The 23200-nt window shown below is 65.9% G+C and carries 17 protein-coding genes; 12 read left to right on the forward strand and 5 right to left on the reverse strand.

Features of this window, described 5'->3' with window-relative positions; all coding sequences use genetic code 11:
- Positions 1–33: 33 nt before the first annotated feature.
- Positions 34–1527: a flavin-containing monooxygenase gene (locus BI327_RS37975; protein ID WP_076866669.1), complete on the forward strand. Its 1494-nt coding sequence runs from the start codon at positions 34–36 to the stop codon at positions 1525–1527.
- A gap of 233 nt (positions 1528–1760) precedes the next feature.
- Here BI327_RS37975 and BI327_RS37980 read toward each other — a convergent pair whose 3' ends face one another.
- Positions 1761–2486 carry an alpha/beta hydrolase gene (locus BI327_RS37980; RefSeq protein ID WP_076866671.1) on the reverse strand — a complete coding sequence of 242 codons (726 nt, stop codon included), beginning with the start codon at positions 2484–2486 and terminating at the stop codon, positions 1761–1763.
- Between the two features lie 154 nt (positions 2487–2640).
- On the opposite strand from BI327_RS37980, the gene BI327_RS37985 reads away from it, so the two are divergent.
- Positions 2641–3621 carry a helix-turn-helix domain-containing protein gene (locus BI327_RS37985; protein ID WP_076866673.1) on the forward strand — a complete coding sequence of 327 codons (981 nt, stop codon included), beginning with the start codon at positions 2641–2643 and terminating at the stop codon, positions 3619–3621.
- Positions 3622–3642: 21 nt separating this feature from the next.
- Complete coding sequence (locus BI327_RS37990; RefSeq protein ID WP_076866675.1) at positions 3643–4710, forward strand: maleylacetate reductase; 1068 nt, start codon at positions 3643–3645, stop codon at positions 4708–4710.
- A gap of 1 nt (position 4711) precedes the next feature.
- Here the strand turns inward: BI327_RS37990 and BI327_RS37995 are convergent, their stop codons facing one another.
- Positions 4712–6166: a GH1 family beta-glucosidase gene (locus tag BI327_RS37995; protein ID WP_076866677.1), complete on the reverse strand. Its 1455-nt coding sequence runs from the start codon at positions 6164–6166 to the stop codon at positions 4712–4714.
- 228 nt (positions 6167–6394) lie between these two features.
- Between BI327_RS37995 and BI327_RS38000 the strand changes: the two genes are divergently transcribed.
- The 7 genes from BI327_RS38000 to BI327_RS38030 all read left to right on the forward strand — a co-directional run bounded on the left by BI327_RS38000 (position 6395) and on the right by BI327_RS38030 (position 18079).
- On the forward strand, positions 6395–9061 hold the full coding sequence (locus BI327_RS38000) for a M1 family metallopeptidase (RefSeq protein WP_076866679.1): 2667 nt from the start codon (positions 6395–6397) through the stop codon (positions 9059–9061).
- Between the two features lie 78 nt (positions 9062–9139).
- The gene (locus tag BI327_RS38005) at positions 9140–10792 is read left to right on the forward strand and encodes an acetolactate synthase large subunit (RefSeq protein WP_076866680.1); all 1653 of its coding nucleotides are present in this window, start codon (positions 9140–9142) and stop codon (positions 10790–10792) included.
- A gap of 139 nt (positions 10793–10931) precedes the next feature.
- On the forward strand, positions 10932–12572 hold the full coding sequence (pgm, locus tag BI327_RS38010) for a phosphoglucomutase (alpha-D-glucose-1,6-bisphosphate-dependent) (protein ID WP_076866682.1): 1641 nt from the start codon (positions 10932–10934) through the stop codon (positions 12570–12572).
- Between the two features lie 22 nt (positions 12573–12594).
- Positions 12595–13551 (forward strand): NAD-dependent epimerase/dehydratase family protein, encoded by a 957-nt coding sequence (locus BI327_RS38015; RefSeq protein ID WP_076866685.1) that lies wholly within the window; start codon positions 12595–12597, stop codon positions 13549–13551.
- On the forward strand, positions 13544–14419 hold the full coding sequence (locus tag BI327_RS38020) for a dihydrodipicolinate synthase family protein (RefSeq protein ID WP_076866688.1): 876 nt from the start codon (positions 13544–13546) through the stop codon (positions 14417–14419). Before BI327_RS38015 ends, BI327_RS38020 begins: the two co-directional genes overlap by 8 nt.
- 98 nt (positions 14420–14517) lie before the next feature.
- Positions 14518–15606: a S1C family serine protease gene (locus BI327_RS38025; RefSeq protein WP_076866690.1), complete on the forward strand. Its 1089-nt coding sequence runs from the start codon at positions 14518–14520 to the stop codon at positions 15604–15606.
- A 148-nt stretch (positions 15607–15754) separates the two neighbouring features.
- Positions 15755–18079: a xanthine dehydrogenase family protein molybdopterin-binding subunit gene (locus BI327_RS38030; protein WP_076866753.1), complete on the forward strand. Its 2325-nt coding sequence runs from the start codon at positions 15755–15757 to the stop codon at positions 18077–18079.
- 202 nt (positions 18080–18281) lie between these two features.
- Here the strand turns inward: BI327_RS38030 and BI327_RS38035 are convergent, their stop codons facing one another.
- The 3 genes from BI327_RS38035 to BI327_RS38045 are packed head-to-tail and all read right to left on the reverse strand — an operon-like array spanning position 18282 to position 21499.
- The gene (locus BI327_RS38035) at positions 18282–19478 is read right to left on the reverse strand and encodes an acyl-CoA dehydrogenase family protein (RefSeq protein WP_076866691.1); all 1197 of its coding nucleotides are present in this window, start codon (positions 19476–19478) and stop codon (positions 18282–18284) included.
- A 12-nt stretch (positions 19479–19490) separates the two neighbouring features.
- Complete coding sequence (locus tag BI327_RS38040; protein ID WP_076866693.1) at positions 19491–20636, reverse strand: acyl-CoA dehydrogenase family protein; 1146 nt, start codon at positions 20634–20636, stop codon at positions 19491–19493.
- An 8-nt stretch (positions 20637–20644) separates the two neighbouring features.
- Entirely contained in the window at positions 20645–21499 is an 855-nt protein-coding gene (locus tag BI327_RS38045) for an enoyl-CoA hydratase (RefSeq protein ID WP_076866695.1), read from the reverse strand.
- 158 nt (positions 21500–21657) lie between these two features.
- Between BI327_RS38045 and BI327_RS38050 the strand changes: the two genes are divergently transcribed.
- The gene (locus BI327_RS38050) at positions 21658–22278 is read left to right on the forward strand and encodes a LemA family protein (protein WP_076866696.1); all 621 of its coding nucleotides are present in this window, start codon (positions 21658–21660) and stop codon (positions 22276–22278) included.
- Between the two features lie 21 nt (positions 22279–22299).
- Positions 22300–23199 carry a TPM domain-containing protein gene (locus BI327_RS38055; protein WP_076866698.1) on the forward strand — a complete coding sequence of 300 codons (900 nt, stop codon included), beginning with the start codon at positions 22300–22302 and terminating at the stop codon, positions 23197–23199.
- The last annotated feature ends 1 nt before the right edge of the window (position 23200 follow it).

Below are 23200 nucleotides of genomic sequence, written 5' to 3' on the forward strand. Positions count from 1 at the left end.
ATTGGACCTGTTCATTCATCGCGGAGCGGTTTCATGGTCAAGCAGAAGCATGTGTGCGTCATCGGCGCCGGGATTTCCGGCCTCGCCGCCGGCAAGGCCTTTGCCGGCCGTGGTCACCGGGTGACCATCATCGAGCGCAGCGGCGATCTCGGCGGGGTCTGGGAGCCGGCGCGCTCCTACCCTGATGTGCAGACCCAGAGCCCGAAGGAGCTCTATCGCTACACCGACAAGGCGATGCCGGAGGCCTATCCGGAATGGCCGAAGGGGCCGCAGGTCCATGCTTATCTGCGCGATTATGCGCGCAGCCATGGGCTCGAGGGCGCGATGCGGTTCAACACCAGGGTCGAGGGCATGACGCGTCGCGCCGACGGCAGACCGGGCTGGACGCTCGCGCTGCGCTCGATCGACGGCGCCACGGGACACGAGGATTTCGATTTCGTTGCGGTCTGTACCGGACAATTCAACGAGCCGCAGACCTTGCCGCTTCCCGGCGAGGACGGCTTCAAGGCGCAGGGCGGCCAGATCCTGCATTCGTCGCAATACGGCGATCCAACGCTTGCGAAGGGACGCAAGGTGGTCGTGCTCGGCGGCTCCAAATCGGCGACCGACATCGCGGTGAACGCGGTCAATTCCGGCGCCAGCGAAGTCACCATCGTGTTTCGCGAGCCGGTGTGGCGGATTCCCTACTTCGTCGGCGGGCTCGTCAACTTCAAGCGCATCCTCTACATCCGCGCGCAGGAGCAGATGTTTGCGAGCTGGGGCATCGGGCCGATGGCGCGCCTCGCGCATGTCGTGGCCAAGCCGTTCGTCTGGGCGAACTGGCGCGGGCTCGAGAGCATGCTGAAGATGCAGCTCAAGCTGAAGCAATGTGGCATGGTGCCGAAGGAGCGGATCGAGGACGGCGTCAACTGCTCGGTGCCGATCGCGACCCCCGGCTTCTATCCGATGGTTGCCGACGGCCGGATCAAGGCGGTGCAGGGCACCTTCGATCATTATGACGGCAAGACCATCGTGATGAGCGGCGGCCAGCGCGTCGCCGCCGACGTCGCCGTGCTCGCGATCGGCTACAAGCTCGGCGTGCCGTTCCTTCCTGCGGAGTATCAGAAGAAGCTGGTCGAGCCCGACGGGCAGTACCGGCTCTACCGGCTGATCGCCAATCCCGACCTGCCCGACATGGGCTTTGTCGGCTTCAATTCGAGCTTCTGCACCGTGCTGTGCGCCGATCTCGCGGCGAACTGGCTGGTGCGCTATGCCGACGGCCAGCTCGCGCGGCAGCCGAGCGCGGCCGAGATGAACGACAACATCGCGATGATGCTGAACTTCAGGCGCGTCGAGCGGCCGGCCGCGGGCGTCTATGGCGGGCTGTGCGTCGCGCCCTATCACTTCAAGCATTTCGACGAGCTGCTGGCTGATATCGGCACCAAGGCGTCGCGCCGCAACCCGCTCGTCGAAAAGTTCACGCCGCCGGACGCGGACGCCTATGCCCGCTTCCTCGCGACCGCGCCTGTGTACAGGGCGGTCGCCTAAAGCGCGATGAGTTTTGATTGAACCGGCTTGGCGGTCTCGGTTCACCTCTCCCCATCGGGGAGAGGTCGGATTGCGCCTGGCGATGCGAAGCATCGTCCAGTGCAATCCGGGTGAGGGCTCTTGCTCTCTCGATAGACCGTCACCCCTCACCCGATTTGCTGCGCAAATCGACCTCTCCCAAGGGAGAGGTGAAGCTTCGATGCCATTCCAGCTCAGCCTAACCTCATCATGAGCTAGTCGCGCCCGGCATCCATGAAGGCTTGCGCCAGCCGCTCCGGATTGGAGAAGCACAGCTCGTGGCTGCCCCGCACCTGGACCAGGCGGAACAGCCCGAGCTTCTCCGACAGCCGCGGATGCCAGGGCAGGCTGTGCGGCATCGCGGTGTCCTCGGTGCAGTTGACGTAGGATTTTGCGATCGGCATCTCGGCCGGATTGGTGCGCAGCGCGATCTTGTCCTCGAACGTCTTCAGCGGGTGCGGATTAAGCACGTCATAGGCGCGCTGCGCCGTTTCGAGGTCGGCATCGTTGATGAATGCCTCGCGCCAGATCGGGAACGGCAGCACCACCGAGCCGTCGCCGCGCTCGGCATGGATGGCATCGAACAGGCCGCGATAATGCGGCGGCACCATGTCGTTGAGGCATTCGCCATTGTTCGGCACGAACGCGTTCCAGTAGACCAGCCGGCGGATGCGATTCCCGGCCGCGTCGGCGACACCTGTGATGACCATGCCGCCATAGCTGTGGCCGACCAGCACGATGTCGTTCAGATTGTGCTCGGCGAGATAATCCACGATCGACTGGATCGCCTCGGGGAGGCCGGAATCCTTCCGATCGCCGGGCCGGTTGCCCCTGATCGTCGGGGTGTGGACGACATGGCCGGCCTTGCGGATCGCAGCCGCAACCGGCTCAAACTCGGCGCCGGTATGCCAGGCGCCATGGACGAGAACATAGGTCGACATGTTGAACCTCCCTTTCTGGTTTGGTTGGATCGATCGCCCGGGTTCGGACGGCCCGGGATACGCGCAAGCTGCAAGCGCTTCCTGATGGATATTGACCCGGACCCCGGGAACGCGCTTGGCTGTAACCGAACCGGACTGGGCTCGGAGTGAACTGATGCAGCAAATCGCCGCCGCGGATCGCTCGCGCAGGCTGAGCTGGAATACCGCGGACACCAGGCCGGGCGAGCAGTTCGCCTATTATCGCGAGGCGATCTGCCAGGCCTTCATGAACCTGACGCCGGAGCCGCCGGCGACCCCGGGCTTCATCGCCCGGGTCGAGACCGTCGGCCTCGGCGACGGCGCGGTCAACCGGGTCAGCTTCCCCGAGCACATCGTGCGGCGCTCGGCCGCCGACATCGCCGCATCCAGCCGCCGCTGCTACTACCTCAATCTCAAACTCGCGGGACGCTGCCGCATCCAGCAGGCGGGGCGCGAGATCAGTCTTTCGCCGGGGCAGGTCGGAATCTTCGACAGCGGGCAGCGCTTCTCGCTGCTGCACGACCGTGGTCCTGCGCTGCAGGTCGCCTCGTTCTGGGTCCCGGCCGAGGCGCTCGATGAACGGCTGCCGTCGGCGCCGGATGTGGCGCCGGCGCGGGTGTCCGATGATCCCTTCGTCGGTCATCTCATCGCCGAGACCGCGCAGGTTCTTAACACAGCGTCGCTCCGCGCGTCTGATGCGGACAACGCCCGGCTCTTCGGCGTGCTGCTCGACCTCGTCGCGCTCAGCCTGTCGCGGACCGGTCGCGAAGGCGTTGCCGAGAGCGCGGGCCTTGCGGATGCGACCTGGCTGGCGCTGCGCCGTGCCGTGGACCGCCGGCTGCGCGAGCCCGGGCTCAGCGTTGCCGCCATTGCGGCCGCGATCGGCATCAGCGAGCGCTATGTCCACAAACTGTTCGAGCGAGCCGGCACCACATTCGTAAGCCATCTGATGGACCGGCGCCTCGACGGTGCGGCGCGCGACCTCAGGGATGCAGCGATTGCCGGGCGCGCGATCGGCGACATCGCGTTCGACTGGGGCTTCTCCGATCTGTCGCATTTCACCCGGCGCTTCCGGCATCGCTTCGGCTGCACGCCGCGCGACTGGCGCCGCGGCTGATTAACACTTTCGGACATTGCCATGCCACAGCCGTTCACCTATCAGGTCAGCCCGATGCGCGTCGTGTTCGGGACCGGCACCGTCGCGCAATTGGCGGACGAACTCGGCCGGCTCGGTGTCAGCCGTGCGCTGGTGCTGGCGAGCCGGCGGCAGCAGGCCGAGCTGGGCGATCTCGCTGCCTTGACCGGCGGCCGCATGGCCGGCGCGTTCGATGGCGCTGTCGTACACACGCCGGTCGCGGTCACCGACCGTGCGATGGCGCTGGTCCGCGAGCTCAAGCCTGACGGCGTGGTCGCGATCGGCGCCGGCGCTGCGACCGGCCTGAGCAAGGCGATCGCGCTGCGCACCGACCTGCCGCAACTGATCGTGCCGACCAGCTACGCCGGCTCCGAGATGACACTGGTGCTCGGCGAGACCGTCGATGGCGTCAAGACCACTCAGTCGTCGCCGAAGATCCTGCCCGAGGCCGTGATCTACGACGTCAACCTGACGATCTCGATGCCGGCCAAGTTCTCCGCGATCTCAGGCCTCAACGCGATCGCGCACGCGGCCGAGGCGCTGTATGCGCGGGATGGCAACCCGATCACCTCGCTGATGGCGGAGGAGGCGATCGCGAAACTCGCATCAGCGCTGCCGGAGGTGATCGCGCGGCCGCGCGATCTCGATGCGCGTTCGGACGCACTCTATGGCGCGTGGCTGTGCGCGGTCTGTCTCGGCACCGTCGGCATGGCGCTGCATCACAAGCTCTGCCACACCGTCGGCGCGCTGTTCGACCTGCCGCATGCCGAGACCCATGCCGTGCTGCTGCCGCACACCATCGCCTACAACTCGCCGGCAGCGCCCGAAGCAATCGGCCGTGCCGCCCGCGCGCTTCGGGCCACCGATGCAGCCGATGGCCTGTTCGATCTGTCGGCAAAGCTCGGCGCGCCGCGCTCGCTCGCCGAGATCGGCATGCCCGAGGACGGCATCGCCAAAGCGGCCGCGCTCGCCACCAAAAATCCCTACTGGAATCCGCGGCCGATCGAGGAGAGCGGGATCAGCGATCTGCTCAGGCGTGCCTGGTCCGGTGCGCGGCCGCAGGCCGGATAGGTCATACACCGATCGCGTTGCGCGCGATCACGTCGCGATAGAACGCCGCGCTCAGTTTCGGCACCCGGGCCTGGGTCTCGAAATCCACCCGGTACAGACCGAAGCGTTTCTCGTAGCCGAAGATCCATTCGAAATTGTCCATCAGGCTCCACAGGAAATAGCCGTGGACCGGGACGCCGTCGGCGGTCGCGCGCTGCAACTGGGCGAGGTAGTTGCGCAGGAACATGATGCGGTCGAGGTCGTAGATCTGCCCGTCCGGCTGCACCTTGTCCTCGCCGGAGGTGCCGTTCTCGCTGACATAGATGCTCTTGATGTTCCAGAGTTTGGCGGCAATCCGCGGCGCCCAGTAGATCGTCTCCGGCGCGATCCGCAGCCAATCGGAATTCATGTGCGGGAAGGAGGCCGGCATCGGCAGCGGCTTCCAGCCGGGCGCGCTGTCGGTGGCGAGGACATAGCAGTGCGGTGCATAGATGTTCAGTCCGACGAAATCGTTGGGCTGCGAGATGATCTTCAGTTCCTCCGCGGTGAACTTGGGCGCGTCGGCGCCGGCATATTTCAGGAAGCCCTCGGTGTACTTGCCTTCGAGCACGACGCCGAGGAAGCCCGCATTCAGTTCACGCGTCGCGATCTCGGTGGCGCGGATATTCTCCGGCGTGTTGAACGCGGGCACGCAGGCGGTGATGTTCTCGGCTGGACCGACCCGCGTGCCGGCGCGCCCTTTGGCGCGGATCGCCTGCACCGCAAGGCCATGCGCCAGCGCTACGTGGTGGCGGGCCTGGTTCACCTCGGCCGGCGGCAGCTTCAGCCCCGGTGCGTCGACGCCGAGCGCATAGCCGAAGGGGAGGAAACGCCCGACCTCGTTGAGGGTGAAGATGTTCTTCACCCGGTCGGTCAGCCGCTGCGCGACATAGCCGGCATAGTCGCCGAACGCCTTCGCGGTGTCGCGCGAGCGCCAGCCGCCGACGCGGTCCTGCAGCGCCTGCGGCAGGTCCCAGTGATAGAGCGTGGCATACGGCTCGATGCCGTTCGCCAAGAGCTCGTCGACCAGGCGGTTGTAGAAGTCGAGGCCCTTCGGGTTAGGCGTGCCGGTGCCGTCGGGAAACACCCGCGGCCAGGCGATCGAGAATCGATACGCCTTGGCGCCGAGCTCCTTGATGAGGCGGACGTCTTCCTTGTAGCGGTGATAGTGCTCGTTGGCGCGGTCGCCGGTCGAGCCATCCTCGATTTTGCCCGAGGTGTGGGTGAACGTGTCCCAGATCGACGGGCCGCGGCCGTCCTCATTGACCGCGCCTTCGACCTGGTAGGATGAGGTCGCGGTGCCCCAGACGAAACCGGCCGGAAAGTTCGTGCCGTCCGGTCGCGGGGCCCGGTTCGCCGCTTCGGCCGGGGCCGAAAGGCCGAGCGCCGAGAGGCCTGCAAGGCCCGCAAACTGCCGGCGCGAGAATTTTCCGAACATTGCTGTCTCCCGTCGCCGGACGCTGCGGCTGGAATGCCGGCCCTAGGTTAGCCTTCCAGCCCGCGGTAGAGCAACACGGGCCGGGACAAGCGATGCGCCGTAGCAGATGCGTGCCGATCGGTGTCGCAGAGTTGTCAGTTTTGTGGCGACATGTTCTCTACTAGATTGCCTGCTACGTCCCTCCGCACTGACATCCGAAAATCCCGAGATCCCGGTGAGCCGCGCGCGATGAACGAACCTGCACCCCTTGTCCGAAACGCGTTGCTGCGTCGTCTTGCCACGTCGATCGGTTTGTTGCTGGTGTTGGCCGCAGGCGCGCAGGCCGAGCCGACGTTCTCGTTCGACGGCACACCCGGAAAGCTGCCGAAGGCCGTCATTCCTCTGAACTACGCGATTGAGCTGACACCGGATTTCTCGAGCCTCGCCTTGCCGGGTGTCGAGACCATCGACATTGAGGTGCGTGAGGACACCGCGCATCTGACGCTGAATGCGATCAACACGACCTTCGCCGAGGTCACGATCGATGACGGCGCACAGCGCGCGGAGGTCGTGACCGATGGCGCTGCACAGACGGCGACGCTGACCTTCCCCCAGCCGCTCGCGGCCGGCCGCCACAGGCTGCGCATCACCTTCACGGCGCAGATCAACAAATTCGGCACCGGCCTATTCTCGGTCGATTATCCGACGAGGAACGGGATCAAGCGGCTGATCTCCAGCAAGCTGGAGCCGGCCGACGCCCGGCGGATATTCCCGTGCTGGGACGAGCCCTCGTTCAAGGCGAGCTTTGCGCTGACCGTCGTGATCCCGCGCAATCTGCTCGCGGTCGGTAACATGCCCGTGACGGGAGAGCAGCCGGCCGCCGGCGATCTCAAGAAGGTTACGTTCGCGCCCACGCCGAAGATGTCGAGCTATCTGTTCGTGCTCACGGTCGGCGAGCTCGAACGGGTCACGGCGGATGCGGGCGGCGTCACGATCGGGGTGGTGACGACCGAGGGCAAGAGCGAGCAGGGCCGGTTTGCGCTCGACAGCGCAGTGAAGCTGCTCGGCTACTATAACGACTATTTCGGCGTGAAATATCCGCTGCCGAAGCTCGATCTGATCGCCGTGCCCGGCGGGTTCGGCGGCGCGATGGAGAACTGGGGTGGCATCACCTTCTTCGAGAGCAGGCTGCTGTTCGACCCCGCGACCTCTGCGGAGACCGCGCGGCGCGGCATCTTCGCGATCATCGCCCATGAGATGGCGCATATGTGGTTCGGCGATCTCGTCACCATGGCGTGGTGGGACAATCTCTGGCTCAACGAGGGCTTTGCCAGCTGGATGGCGACCAAGGCCTCGGAGCAGTTCTACCCGCAATGGCGGAGCTGGCTGAACGGCTACGGCGCCAAGCAGTTTGCGATGGCGCTCGATGCGCGCCGCACCTCGCATCCGGTGCAGCAGCCGATCGCCGATCACAGCGAGGCGGTCACCGCGTTCGACGCTATCACCTACAACAAGGGGCAGGCGCTGATCCGCATGCTCGAGAATTATCTCGGCGAGCAGCCATTCCGCGACGGCATCCGCAAATACATGGCCGCGCACGCCTACAGCAATTCCACCACGGCCGATCTCTGGCAGGCGCTTGAAAGCTCCGGCGGCAAGACCATCACCGGAATCGCCGCCTCCTTCACCGAGCAGGACGGTGTGCCGCTGGTGGTGGCCGAGACCGCCTGCGACGGCACAGCGCAACGCCTGACGTTGCGGCAGGATCGCTTCGTGATCGCGCCGGCCAACGATCCGCCGCTGCCGGCTCACGCCTGGCAAATCCCGATTGCCGTGGGACCGGCGCATGGCAAGGCCTTTGACGAGATCCTGCTGAAGGGCAGCGCCGACATCCCGGCCGGCGCCTGCGGCGATGCCATCAAGGTCAATCTCGGCGACGTCGGTTACTTCAGGGTTGAATACGGCCCGAAGAACCGCGCGGCGTTGCTGAACGCATTCCCGCAGATGCAGGTGGAGGACCGGCTCAACGTCGTCACCGACAGCTGGGCGCTGGTGCAGGCGGGGCGGGCCGAGGCGCCGTCCTATCTGGCGCTGCTCGATGCGCTCGATGCCGGCGATCACCGTGCGGTGTGGGACCAGGTGATCTCGACATTTGCCGCGTTGAATCGGCTGTCGCGCGACCGCACCGAGCGGCCGGTGATCCAGGCCTATGCCCGGGCCAAGCTGCGTCCGGTGTTCGATCGCATCGGATGGGACGGACGGGGCTCCGCCGATGACGACACGGCCCTGCTGCGCGCGAGCCTGATCTCGGCGCTCGGCGATTTTGGCGATGCGGCTGTCGTGGCGGAAGCGAAGCGGCGCTTCGCGGCGTTCCTCGATGATCCCAACTCGCTGCCGACCACGCTGCGCGATGCCGTCACCCATGTGGTCGGCATCACCGCCGATCGGGCGACCTATGACCAGCTGCTGGCGCTCGCGCGCAAGAGCACGGCGACCAATGAGCGGCTGCGCTATTATTTCGCCGCAGCCAGCGCCCGCGATGCCGAGCTGGCGCGCGCGACGCTGGCCCTGACGCTGACCAATGAACTGCCCGACACGATCGTGACCGGGATGATCAGCACGGTTGCCTCCGCGGGCGAGCAGCCGCAGCTAGCGTGGGACTTCGTCCGGACCAATTTCGACACGCTGCTGGCACGGCAGGGGCCCAACTTTCGCGACCAGTTCGTGCCGAACTTCATGACCAATTTCACCGATGAGGCTCATGCGGCGGAACTCGCCGCCTTCGCTCCGGCGCAATCGACCACGGGTGGACGGGTGATGGTGGCGCGATCCGTGCAGGCGATCGCAATCTCGGCCGATCTCGCCGCGCGCGTGCTCCCCGCGGCGGACGGCTGGATCAGGGCGCACAAGCCGTGAGAGCGCGAGGGAGTTTCCGCCGGCGCGCGATGCGGCTATGCTCGGTCGGCGGCATGCAATCAACGAGGCGAGGCTGACATGGTCAAAGGTTCCGATTTGCTGGTCGCAGCGCTCGAGAATGAGGGCGTGGAGCGGGTGTTCGGCGTGCCCGGCGAGGAGAATCTCGACGTCGTCGAGAGCCTGCGCAAATCCTCGATCAAGCTGATCGTGACCCGCCACGAACAGGCGGCTGCCTTCATGGCGGCGACCTATGGCCGGCTGACCGGAAAGCCCGGCGTCTGCATCACGACGCTCGGTCCCGGCGCGCTCAATCTCACCACCGGCGCCGCCTATGCGCTGCTCGGCGCAATGCCGATGGTGATGCTGACGGGGCAGAAGGGTATTTTGAGCAGCCGGCAGGCCAAGTTCCAGATTGTCGACATCGTCAACACCTTCCGGCCCCTGACCAAGCTGTCGCTGCAGATCGTCTCTGGCGCGACCATTCCGACGCTGGTCCGCGACGCCTTCCGGATCGCGACGCAGGAGCGGCCGGGCCCCGTGCTGCTCGAGCTGCCGGAGGACATCGCGGGCGATGAGACCGCACCGGTCGAAATGATACCGCCGCATCCGATCGAGATCCCGATCGCGCATGCCGCCGCGCTCGACCGTGCCGCCGACATGATCCTGAAGGCGCAGCGGCCGCTGATCATGCTTGGTGCGGCGGCATCGCGCCCGCGCGCAACCGCCGGAATCGGCGACTTCGTGCGGCGCACGAAAATTCCGTTCTTCACCACCCAGATGGGCAAGGGCACGGTGTCCGGCGGCACCAACCAGTATATGGGGACCGCCGCGCTGAGCGAGCGCGACTATGTGCATGAGGCGATCGACCGCGCCGACCTGATCATTGCGATCGGCCACGACACGATCGAGAAGCCGCCCTTCATCATGGGTCCGAAGGGACCGCAGGTGATCCATGTCAGCTACACGCCGGCGAATGTCGAGCAGGTCTATTTCCCGCAAGTCGAGGTGATCGGCGATGTCGGGCCGAGCCTCGAACTGCTGGCCGATCGGGTCGCGGGCAAGCTGCCGCATGCCAGCGCGCTGCTCAGCCTGCGCGAAGGCATTCTGGCCAAGATCACCGATCGCGCCACCGAGGGCCGCTGGCCGCCGACGCCGCAGCGCATCGTGCACGACGTGCGGCAGGTCATCCCGGAGGACGGCATCGTCGCGCTCGACAACGGCATGTACAAGATCTGGTTCGCACGCAATTACCGTACGCTGCTCGCGAACTCGTTGCTGCTCGACAACGCGCTTGCGACCATGGGCGCGGGCCTGCCGTCGGCGATGATGGCGGCGATGCTCTATCCGAAGAACCGCGTGCTCGCAGTGTGCGGCGACGGCGGCTTCATGATGAACTCGCAGGAGATGGAGACCGCGGTTCGCCTCAAGCTCAATCTGGTGATCCTGATCCTGGAAGATTCCGCCTACGGCATGATCCGCTGGAAGCAGGCGGTCGACAATTTCCCCGATTTCGGCCTCACCTTCGGCAATCCGGATTTCGTCAAATACGCCGAGAGCTACGGTGCCAAGGGTTCGCGGATCGAGAGCACGGAGGCGATCGTCCCGACCCTGGAACGCGCCTTCTCCGGTGGCGGCGTGCACCTCGTCGTGGTGCCGGTCGATTATACCGAGAACAAGCGGGTGCTGGTCGACGAATTGCGCGAGAAGGTGCAGCAGATCGATGTCGAATAGCGGATTGCCTCAGCGGGTAAAGGGAACGAAAAGCCCTCGGCTTGATTGAACGTAAGCCGCCATGGTAGCACGCCGGGCGATCAAGCCTTGGCATCACTCGTTGTGCTGATGGTCGGCGATACCAGATCTGAGAGGTCACGTGACTGCACCAAATCCTGCCGCCGGCAAACCCATCGATCCCTCAGCGCTCGCCAATGTGCCGCGGCTGGTCACGGCCTATTTTGCAGGCAAGCCCGATGCCGGCGATCCCACCCAGCGGGTCGCCTTCGGCACCTCGGGCCATCGCGGCTCGTCGCTGAGGAATTGCTTCAACGAGGACCACATCCTCGCCACCACGCAGGCGATTTGCGATTACCGCCGCGAGAAGGGGCTCACCGGGCCGCTGTTCATCGGCATCGATACCCATGCGCTGGCCGAGCCGGCGCTGGCGAGCGCGGTGGAAGTGTTCGCGGCCAATAGCGTCGAGATCATGATCGACGCGCAGGGCGGCTACACCCCGACGCCTGTCATCTCGCACGCGATCCTGAGCTACAACAGGGGACGCAGCACGGGGCTTGCGGACGGCGTCGTCATCACGCCGTCACACAATCCGCCGGAGGACGGCGGCTATAAATATAATCCGCCGCATGGCGGCCCGGCCGACACCGATGTCACCGCCGTGGTCGAAAAGAATGCCAACCGCTACATCGAGGCGGGCCTCAAGGGCGTCGCGCGGATGCCGTATGATCGCGCGCGCAAGGCCGCGACCACGCATCTGCATGACTACATCACACCCTACGTCGCCGATCTCGGCAACACCGTCGATCTGGCGCTGATCAAGTCCGCCGGCGTCAAGATCGGCATCGATCCGCTCGGCGGCGCCGCGGTGCATTACTGGCAGCCGATCATCGCGCGCTACGGCATCAATGCGTCAGTCATCAACCAGGCGGTCGATCCGACTTTCCGCTTCATGACCGCGGATTGGGACGGCAAGATCCGGATGGATTGCTCGTCGCCTTATGCGATGGCGAGCCTGATCGGGATGCGCGACCGGTTCGACGTCGCCTTCGCCAACGATACCGATGCCGATCGTCATGGTATCGTGACGCGCTCGAACGGGCTGATGAACCCGAACCATTTCCTGGCCACCGCGATCGCCTATCTGTTCGCGCACCGACCGCAGTGGAGCAGGGATGCCGCGATCGGCAAGACCATCGTGTCGAGCTCGATCATCGATCGCGTGGCCAAGAAGCTGAACCGCAAGCTGGTCGAGACGCCGGTCGGCTTCAAATGGTTTGTCGAGGGACTCGGCAGCGGCGGCTTCGGCTTTGCCGGCGAGGAGAGCGCCGGCGCGTCGTTCCTCAAGCGCGACGGCACGGTGTGGACCACCGACAAGGACGGCATCATTCTCGGCCTGCTGGCGGCGGAGATCATCGCCAGGACCGGCCGCGATCCGAGCGAATTGTTCAAGGAGCTGACCGCCGAGCTCGGTGTGCCCTACTACGAGCGCATCGACGTCGCGGCGACGCCGAAGCAGAAGAATGCGTTGAAGGCGCTCGGGCCGGAGCAGCTCAACATGACGGAGCTCGGCGGCGATGCCGTGCGCGCAGTCAGGACCAAGGCACCGGGCAACGATCAGCCGTTCGGCGGCATCAAGGTCGAGAGCGAGGCGGGCTGGTTCGCCGCGCGTCCCTCCGGCACCGAGGATGTCTACAAGATCTATGCCGAAAGTTTCCGCGGGCCGGATCATCTGAAGCAGATCCAGGGCGACGCGCAGGCCGCGATTGCCAAGGTATTCTGAGGCGCGAGGCGGGGCGGAAGTCATGCGCGTCTTGTTGACCGGCTCCTCCGGCTGGCTCGGCTGCTTCCTTGCGCCGCGGCTTCGACAGGCCGGCCATGCCGTGACCGGCCTCGACGTCGTCGCGGGCACGGCGACAGATGTCGTCGGCTCGGTGGCCGAGCGATCGGTGGTTGACCGCATCTTCGCCGATCGCGGCATCGAAGCCGTGATCCATGGCGGCGCGCTGCACAAGCCCGATATCGCGCGGTTCGCGCCGCAGGCCTTTGTCGACGTCAACGTGTCAGGCACGCTCAATTTGCTGCAGGCGGCCGCGGCCGCCGGCCACAAGCAGTTCGTCTTCACCTCGACCACCTCGCTGATGATCTCGCAGACGATCCGCGACGAGGAGGGCCACGCCGCGGTTTGGCTCGACGAGACGACGGGACCGCTCGAGCCGCGCAACATCTATGGGGTGACAAAACTCGCCGCCGAAGGGCTCTGTCGGCTCTACAGCCGCGAGCACGGGCTGAACTGCGCGGTGCTGCGCACCAGCCGCTTCTTCCCCGAGGACGACGACACGATCGTTGACATTCATGGCGAGAACCTGAAGGCGACCGAGCTGCTGTACCGCCGCCTCACGGTCGAGGATGCCGCCGATGCCCATGTCGTGGCGCTGGAGAAGATCAGGGGATTCGAGGTCTTCGTGATCAGCGCGCCGACGCCGTTTGCGCGCAGCGATGTCGCTGACCTGAAGACCGACGCCGCCGGCGTGATCGCGCGCTATTTCCCCGATGCTCCGGCGCTGCTTGCAAAGCGCGGCTGGCAGCTGCCGAAATCGATCGGCCGGATCTACGATGCCGGCAAGGCCGAACGCCTGCTCGGTTTCCGCGCGGTCACCGACTTTGCAGCCGTGCTCGGCGCCTTGCGCAGCGGCGAACCGCTTCCCTTTGCGCACGATCCCGATTATGTCTCGCCGTCAACGAGGCTCGCAAATGGCTGATTTCCACGGCGTCTTTCCGTATCTGGTGTCCCCGGTCGATCCCGCCGGCCATGTCCGGACCGAGGTACTGGGCCGGCTCTGCGACGATCTGATCGAGGCCGGCGTCCACGGGCTGACGCCGCTCGGCTCGACCGGCGAATTCGCCTATCTCAACAATGCGCAGCGCATGCAGGTGGTGGCGACCACGATCGAGGCCGCGCAGGGCCGCGTGCCTGTCGTGGCCGGCGTCGCCTCGACCTCGACGGCCGACGCCGTGGCGCAGGCCAAGGCCTATCAGAAGCGGGGCGCTGCCGGCATTCTCGCGATCCTGGAGGCGTATTTCCCGCTCAGTGATGCGCAGGTGGAATCCTATTTCCGTGCCATCGCCGATGCGGTCGACATTCCCGTGGTGATCTATACCAACCCGAATTTCCAGCGCTCCGACCTGACGCTCGACGTCATCGCGCGCCTCGCCGAGCATCCGCGGATCGGCTACATCAAGGATGCCTCGACCAACACAGGCCGGCTGCTGTCGATCATGAATCGCTGCGGCGACAGCCTGAAGGTGTTTTCGGCCTCCGCCCATATCCCGGCCGCTGTCATGCTGATCGGCGGCCATGGCTGGATGGCAGGACCTGCCTGCATCATCCCGCGGCAGAGCGTCGAGCTCTACGATCTCTGCCGTCGCACCCGCTGGGATGAGGCGATGGCCCTGCAGCGCAAGCTGTGGCGCATCAACGAGGCGTTCGCCCGCTTCAACCTCGCCGCCTGCATCAAGGCCGGGCTTTCGATCCAGGGCTACGATGTCGGCGACCCCGTGCCGCCGCAGGCGCCGCTCACGGCCGAGCAGCGCAAGGTGGTCGAGGCCGCGTTGCGGGATCTGGCCTGAGCGCGCCGCCGGCCGCGCGGCAAAATGCCGGGGTAGTCCGCCTTGGCCGCGCCGGAAACCTCTGGTGATCCCCGGCGTTTGTTGCTTGGAGCACACCCATGAACCGGCGCACCGCCGTTATCGTCGCCGTCATCGCGGCCATTCTGTTGATCGTCGCGGCCGGCAATATACGTCAGGCGCGGTGGAGCGGCTCGCCCGCCCGGGCGGTCGCGGAGCGCGGCGCGCTGTCGGAGGCCGAAAGGGCCAATGTCGAGATCTTCGAGAAGGTCTCGCCATCGGTCGTGCAGGTGGTGACGCAAACCGCCGCCAATCCGCTGAGCGAGGACCAGGAGAGCGGCTCGGCGTCCGGCACCGGCATTGTCTGGGACAATGACGGCCACGTCGTCACCAACAACCACGTGGTGCAGAACGCAAGCCAGGTCGCGATCCGCTTTGCTTCCGGCGAAGCGGTGCGTGCCGAGATCGTCGGCACGGCGCCGAACTACGATCTGGCGGTGCTGCGGATCCGCAGCGCGCGCAAGCTGCCGCCGCCATTGGCGCTCGGCAGCTCGGCCGATCTCAGGGTCGGCCAGTTCGCCTATGCGATCGGCAACCCGTTCGGGCTCGACCAGTCGATGTCGAGCGGCATCATCAGCGCGCTGAAGCGCAGGCTGCCGACCTCCAGCGGGCGCGAAATCTCCAACGTGATCCAGACCGACACCGCGATCAATCCCGGCAATTCCGGCGGCCCATTGCTGGATTCCGCCGGCCGCCTGATCGGCGTGACCACCGCGATCCTGTCGCCGTCGGGGTCGAATGCCGGCATCGGCTTTGCGATCCCGGTCGATATCGTCAATCGCGTGGTGCCCGAACTGATCCGCAATGGCCGCGTGCCGACGCCGGGGATCGGCATCGTGACCGCGAACGAGGCGGTCGCCACGCGTATCGGCGCCGAGGGATTGATCATCGTGCGCACCACCCAGGGCTCACCCGCCGAGCGCGCCGGCCTCCGCGGCGTCGATATGTCGACCGGCGAGCTTGGCGATGTCATTACCGCCGTCGACGGCAAGCCGGTCCACCGGCTCTCCGACCTGGCCGATCAGCTCGAGCAGATCGGGGTCGGCAAGAAGGTGCGCCTCACCGTGAATCGCGACGGTTCGGCGCGCGATGTCGAGGTCGCCATCGTCGATATCGGCCGGACGCAATGATCTAGGCATTGACCCAGCCAAGTGCCATCGGACGGGCTCGCGCACGGCGCAGGCCGGGCGTCCGCGGGCGCGGTTGTCAGGCCGCCAAAATCCGCTAAAACCCCCGCCAAATTCTTGGAAGTCTTCTTGGAAGTCGAAGGATACAATGATGAACATTCTTCCCGGCAGTATGCGTTTTGGTGCGGGCCAGCCAGTCAAGCGTCTGGAAGACCAGCGGCTGGTCACCGGGAAGGGGCATTTCATCGACGACAAGCCGCAGGATGGCGCGCTCTGGCTGCACGTGCTGCGCTCGCCGCATGCCCACGCCAACATCAAGTCGATCGATGCCAAAGCGGCGCTCGAGATGCCCGGCGTCAAGGCGGTCTATACCGGCGCCGACCTCGTCAAGGACGATATCGGCACGCTGCCGACGCTGGCGATCTTCAAGCGGCCCGACGGCTCGCCGATGACCGTGCCGCCGCGGCGCCTGCTGGCGCATGAGGTGGTGCGTTACGCGGGCGAGGGCGTCGCGGCCGTGGTCGCGACCTCGCGCGTGCTGGCACAGACCGCGGCGGAGGCGATCGAGATCGATTACGAGGTGCTGCCCTCGGTGGTCGATCCGGTCGAGGCGATCAAGCCCGGTGCGCCGGCGGTGTGGCCGGAAGCACCCGACAACATCGTCGCCGCGATGAGCTATGGCGACGCCGCCAAGGTCGAGGAAGCCTTTGCCGGCGCCGCGCACAAGGTGTCGCTCGATCTCGTGAGCCAGCGCCTGGTGCCGTCGGCGATGGAGCCGCGCTCGACCATTGCCGAGATCGAGAAGAAGACCGGCCGGCTCATCCTCCATGTGCAGTCTCAGACCCCGGGCTCGACCCGCGATCTCCTGGCGGAATCGATCCTGAAGCGGCCAAAGGACAGCGTGCGCGTGCTGGTCGGCGACATCGGCGGCGGCTTCGGCCAGAAGACCAGCCTCTACCCGGAAGACGGCATCGTCGCCTATGCCGCGACCAAGCTGAACGAGAAGATCCGCTGGCGCGGCGACCGCACCGACGAGTTCGTCGGCGGCACCCACGGCCGCGACCTGACCTCGACCGGCGAGTTTGCACTCGACGCCAAGGGCCGCGTGCTGGCTTATCGCGTGCGCTCGATCGGCGGCACCGGCGCCTATTCGTCGGGCACCGCCAACATCATCCCGCTGGTGCTCGGCCCGTTCGTGCAGACCGGCGTCTACGACCTGCCCCTGGTGCATTTCGAGGTGAAGTCGGTGATGACCCACACCGCGCCGGTCGGCGCCTATCGCGGCGCCGGCAGGCCCGAGGCCGTGTTCATTGTCGAGCGGCTGTTCGATGCTGCGGCGCGCCAGATCGGCATGGACCCGCGTACCATCCGCAAGGTCAACTACATCAAGCCGGCGCAGCTGCCCTACACCAATGCGGTAGGCCAGGTGTATGACTCCGGCGCCTTCGCGCACATGCTCGAGCGCGCGTCCGATCTCTCCGACTGGAATGGCTTTGCCGCACGCAAGAAGGCGGCCAAGAAGAAGGGCCTGCTCTACGGCCGCGGCCTGACGAGCTATATCGAGTGGACCGGCGGCCGCGCCCACACCGAGAATGTCTCGCTGCATGCGACCGCCGAAGGTCGCGTCGTCCTGCATTCCGGAACCATGGCGATGGGGCAGGGCCTCGCCACCACCTACACCCAGATGATATCAGACACGCTCGGCATCGGCATGGACAAGATCGACGTCATCCAGGGCGACACGGATTTGGCCACCGGTTTCGGCAGCGTCGGCTCGCGCTCGCTGTTCGTCGGCGGCACCGCGGTTGCGGTCTCCGGCAACGACATGATCAACAAGGCGCGCGACAAGGCCTCCAACCTGCTCGAAGCCTCCGTCGAGGATATCGAGTATCGTGACGGCTTCCTTACCGTGGTCGGCACCGACAAGCGCATCAGCCTGTTCGAGATCGCGGCCAAGGAAAAAGGCGCAAAACTCTCGGTCGAGAGCGAGGGTAATGTCGATGGGCCGAGCTGGCCGAACGGCACCCATATCTGCGAGGTCGAGATCGATCCCGAGACCGGCGTCACGCGCGTGGTGCGCTACACCACGGTCGACGACGTCGGTGTCGCGGTCAATCCGATGCTGGTGACGGGACAGGTGCATGGCGGTGTTGTCCAGGGCATCGGCCAGGCGCTGTACGAGAGCGTGGCCTACAGCGAGGAAGGCCAGCTCTTGACCGCGAGCTATCAGGATTATTGCATCCCGCGCGCCTCGGACATTCCGCCGATCACGGTGACGCTCGATCCCTCCGCGCCCTGCAAGACCAATCCGCTGGGTGCCAAGGGCTGCGGCGAGTCCGGCGCGATCGGCGGCCCGCCCTGCATCACCAACGGCGTGATGGATGCGCTGAGCGAGGTCGGCATCACCCAGCTGAATACGCCACTGACGCCGGTGAAGATCTGGCAGGCGATAAGGGACGCGAAGGCGGGGGCTTAAGCGCGCGAGTGTCAACACCCTCCCCTGGAGGGGTCGAGACGAGCGAAGCTCGCTCTTGGGTCGACGCGACTGAAAGGAGCGGCGGGGTGGGGTGAAGGTCTATCCTCGCGAACAGTGCCCGAGTTGAGATTTCACCCCACCCCGTCACGCATCTAGCGATGCGTGCCGACCCTCCCCCTCGAGGGGAGGGTAAGGCCGAGGGTTACAACCCCAGCACCATCTTCGCGATGATGTCGCGCTGGATCTCCGACGATCCGCCGAAGATCGTGTACGCCCGCCCGTTGAGATATTCCGGCACCACCGGCAGCAGTTCTTCCGGGATCGCCGGCTCGTGGTTGAGCCGGTAGAACGGCCGCGCCGGCTCGACGGCTAAGCCATCCTGGCCGATCACGTCGACGCCGAGCCGCGTCACCGCCTGGCGGATCTCGCTGACGCGGAGCTTGATCAGCGACGACACCGCGCCGGGATTCTGCCCGGTCTGCAGCGCCGACAGGACCCTGAGCTCGGTCATCTCGAGCGCATCGATATCGACCTCGACCTCCGACATGCGGATCGCGATGTCGGGGTCCTCGATGGCGCGGCCGGTGACCTCGGAGCCTGCAAGATCGGTGATCGTCTTGAGCGCCTCGCGCAGTTTTGCGGATGCGATGCCGGAGCCGCGCTCGAACTCGAGCAGATACTTGCCGTAGGTCCAGCCCTTGCCTTCCTCGCCGACGCGATTGGCGACGGGTACGCGGACGTCGTCGAAGAACACCTGATTGACTTCATGATCGCCACCAATCGTCAGAATTGGCCTTGTCGTGATGCCCGGCGTCTTCATGTCGATGAGAATAAAACTGATGCCGTCCTGCTGCCGCTCGCCGTCGCTGGTGCGCACCAGCGCGAACATGCGGTTGGCGTGATGCGCATGCGTGGTCCAGATCTTGGTGCCGTTGATGATGTAATCGTCGCCGTCGCGTACCGCGCGCGTCTTCAGCGACGACAAATCGGAGCCGGAGCCCGGCTCGGAATAGCCCTGGCACCAGTAATCCTCGCCGGACAGAATCCGCGGCAGATAGAAATTCTTCTGCTCGGGCGAACCGAAGCCGATGATGACGGGGCCAACCATCTTGACGCCCATCACATTGACATTGGGCACGCCGGCGCGGGCGCATTCGGCCTCGAAGATCCAGCGCTGCGCCGGCGTCCAGTCCGGCCCGCCATGTTCGACCGGCCAGCCCGGCGCGCCCCAGCCCTTCCGGTGTAGCGCGCGCTGCCAGGCCATGCCGATATCGGGATCGGAGAACACCGACGGCGTCAGCGCGGTGGCGCGCTTCATCTCCGGCGTCAGGCTCTCGGCGATATAGTCGCGGACTTCCTGTTCGAAGGCGCGTTCCTCGGCACTGAAGGTGAGATCCATGTGCGCTCTCCGTTATGCGTGGACGCGGCCGCTGAGCGCGGCGTGGCGGCGATAATGATGGGCGCTGCCGCCGAACAGCGTGTCGAAGGCGAGCAGCCGCTTGAAATAGGCGCCGATGTCGAGCTCCTCGGTGACGCCCATGGCGCCGTGCAGCTGAACCGCCTGCTCGGCGACGAAGCGCGCGCATTTGCCGATCTTCGCCTTGGCGCCGGACGCGGCACGGCCGCGCGCCACCGGCTCGGCATTGGCCATCAGCGCGGCGCGTAGCGCCATCGAGCGCGCCTCGTCGACCTGCATCGCGACGTCGGCGAGGCGATGGCGGATCACCTGGTTGGCCGACAGCGGCCGGCCGAATTGTTTCCGAATTTTGGTGTATTCGAGCGTGGTGTCGAGCAGCGTCTGCATGATGCCGACCGCCTCCGCGCCAAGCGCGGCCATCGCACGATCGACCACGGTTTCGATCGCGGGCAGCGCGTCGCTGCCGTCGCCGAGCAACGCATTGGCAGGCAATTGCACATCCCTAAGATCGAGATTGCAGCCGCGCCCGCCGCCGAGCCGCGCAAAGTCGCGCAGAGTGACGCCGGGCGTTCCCGCCGGCACCAGGAACAAGGCAAGCTTGCCGGATGCGCCATTGGCGTTGGCGACGCGGGCCGAGACGATGATCTGATCGGCCGCCGCGCCGTCGAGCACGGCGATCTTGCTGCCGTTCAGCCGCCAGCCGTCGGTGGTTTTCGCTGCTGTCGTGTCGACATGAGTGAGGTCGAAGCGCGCGGCACGCTCCGAATGCGCGAAAGCGAGCGTGAGCCCACCCTCGGCGATCCTGGGCAGGATCGCCTGCTTCTGCGCCTCCGTGCCGCGTTCGGCGATCAGCGCGGCGCCGATTACCACCGTGGAGAGGAACGGCTCCGACACGAGGCCACGGCCGAACGCTTCCATCAACAGTCCGATCTCGATCGCGCCGCCGCCGAGCCCGCCATGGGCTTCGCTGATCGGCAGCGCCAGCCAGCCGAGCTCGGCGAACTGTTTCCAGATCGCGGGCGAATAGCCCAGCGGATCGTTCGCAGCTTTCTTGCGATGATCTGATGTGAAGGTTTCCGCCACGAAGCGGTCGGCACTTTCGCGCAGCAGGCGCTGCTCGTCGCTCAGGGTGAGGTCCATCTGGCTTTCTACACGTTGGCGGTTTTCTTGACGGAGGGATGCAGACCGGCGGGATCCACCACCATTCCGAATTCCTGGAGATTGTGGGCGTGGCAAAGCTGATGCAACGCGAAGGCCTGATCGATCGCCGCAGGCTGCCCCATGATGTCGATCGAGCGGTTCACCGCCTCTTTGGACAGCTTCAGTGCAAAGGCGGGCTTGGCGGCGATCCGCCGCGCCAGCGCCAGTGTGAAGGAGGAGAGGTCGCCGCGCGGCACCACGTGATTGACCATGCCGAGACGATGCGCCTCGTCGGCGTTCCAGACGTCGGCGGTGAACAGCATCTCCTTGGCCTTGCGCGCGCCGAGCTCCCAGGGATGCACGAACCACTCGACGCCGCAGACCCCCATCGTCACGACGGGGTCACAGAACTCGGCGTCGTGACTGGCGACAATCAGATCGCACGCCCACGCCAGCATCAGCCCGCCGGCGATACACTTGCCGTGCACCTCGGCGATCGTCGGTTTTGCCAAATTGCGCCAGCGCCGTGTGATCTGCAGGTAGATCTCCTGCTCGCGCGCGAAGCGGCCGTGCGCATTGGGCTCGGCGAAGCCGCCCCAATTTCCGACTGGCGGGAAATCGACACCGGCTTCGTTCTTGCCGGCCGGCCGCAGATCGTGACCGGCCGAGAAATGCGGGCCGTTGCCGGCGAGGATGATGACCTTGATTACGTCGTCCTGCACCGCCCGGTCGAAGGCAGCGTTGAGGTCGTAGGTCATCTGCAGGTTTTGGGCGTTGCGCGCCTCGGGGCGGTTCATCACGATCCGCGCGATCGCAGGATCGGGCCGCTCGACAACAATCGTCTCGAATTGTTCAGACGCCAATGGATCCTCCCTGGATCAATTTTTCCGCCATGATGAACGGCGCGGGGAGGGATAGGCAAGCGCGATCATCCGCAAAACAGCCCGCGAAATCCGCCGCACGGGATTATCAGGCGAAAATCTGTTACCGTGTCCGAGAATCCACCGGGAGGACCATCTTCATGCGCAAGCTTTGGACCGTGCTGGCAGCGCTGGCGACCTTGAGCCTGACCAACTGCGGCTACAACGCGATCCAGACCAATGACGAGCAGGTCAAGTCGAGCTGGTCGGAGGTGGTGAACCAGTACCAGCGGCGCGCCGATCTGGTGCCGAACCTGGTCAACTCGGTGAAGGGCTTTGCGCAGCAGGAGAAGGACGTGCTGCTCGGCGTCACCAACGCGCGCGCCAAGGTCGGCAGCATCCAGGCGACACCCGAGGTGCTCAACGATCCCGCCGCGTTCCAGAAGTTCACGCAGGCGCAGGGTGAATTGACCAGTGCGCTGTCGCGGCTCTTGGTCGTCACCGAAAATTATCCGCAGCTGAAATCGGATGCGCTGTTCCGCGATCTGATGGCGCAGCTCGAAGGCACCGAGAACCGCATCACGGTGGCGCGCAACCGCTACATCAAGGCAGTGCAGGAGTATAACGTCGGCATCCGCACCTTCCCGAACAATCTGACCGCGATGGTGTTCGGCTACAAGGACAAGCCGAACTTCTCGGTCGAGAACGAGAAGGAGATTTCGACCGCGCCGAAGGTCGATTTCAATCCGGCCCCGGCCCCGTCGCCCGCGCCGTCGAAATAGCGCCGGCAGGCGCTCGTCGCGATGACCGCCATACGCGTCATCCTGCTCGCCTTCCTGCTGGGCCTCGTGTGCCCGGCATGGGCCGAGGTCGCGGTGCCTCAGCTCACCGGCCGCGTCGTCGATCAGACCGGGACGCTGTCATCAGGCGATGTCGCGTCGCTGAACGACAGGCTGAAGGATCTGGAGAGGCGCAAGGGCAGCCAGATCGCGGTCCTGATCGTGCCGACCACCGGCGAGGAGACCATCGAGCAGTTCTCGATCCGCGTCGCCGAAGCCTGGAAGATCGGGCGCAAGAAGGTCGACGACGGCGCGCTGTTCGTCGTCGCCAAGAATGACCGGCATTTGCGCATCGAGGTCGGCTACGGCCTCGAAGGCGTGCTCAGCGACGTCGTCACTCACCGCATCATCGACGAAGACATCACGCCGAAATTCAAGGCCGGCGATTTCGCCGGCGGCATCTCGGCCGGCGTCGACCGGATGATCCGCCTAGTCAATGGCGAGCAATTGCCGGCGCCGGAGCCCGAGCATTGGCAGGCGCCCAATCTTGTCGATTTCGCCAATCCGGTCGTGATCTTTGGCGTCATCATCGTGGCGGGCTTCCTGCGCGGCCTGCTGGGGCGGTTGCTGGGCTCGGTCGCGACCGGCGGCATCGTCGGCGTCTTCACCTGGATGCTGGCCGGCTCGCTCGCCACCGCGCTGGTGGTCGGCCTGTTCGCCGGCGTTGCGGCGCTGATTTTTGGCGGATTGAATTTCGGCGGACCGGCGGCAGGCTCGGGACCGTACCGGCGCGGCGGCGGTTATTCCGGCGGCTGGTCCGGCGGCGGCGGGGGCTGGAGCAGCGGTTCGAGCTCGAGCGACAGCGGCGGCTTCAGCGGCGGAGGCGGTAGCTTCGGCGGCGGCGGCGCCTCGGGGAGCTGGTAGG

The organism is Bradyrhizobium mercantei, assembly GCF_001982635.1.
GTDB lineage: Bacteria > Pseudomonadota > Alphaproteobacteria > Rhizobiales > Xanthobacteraceae > Bradyrhizobium > Bradyrhizobium mercantei.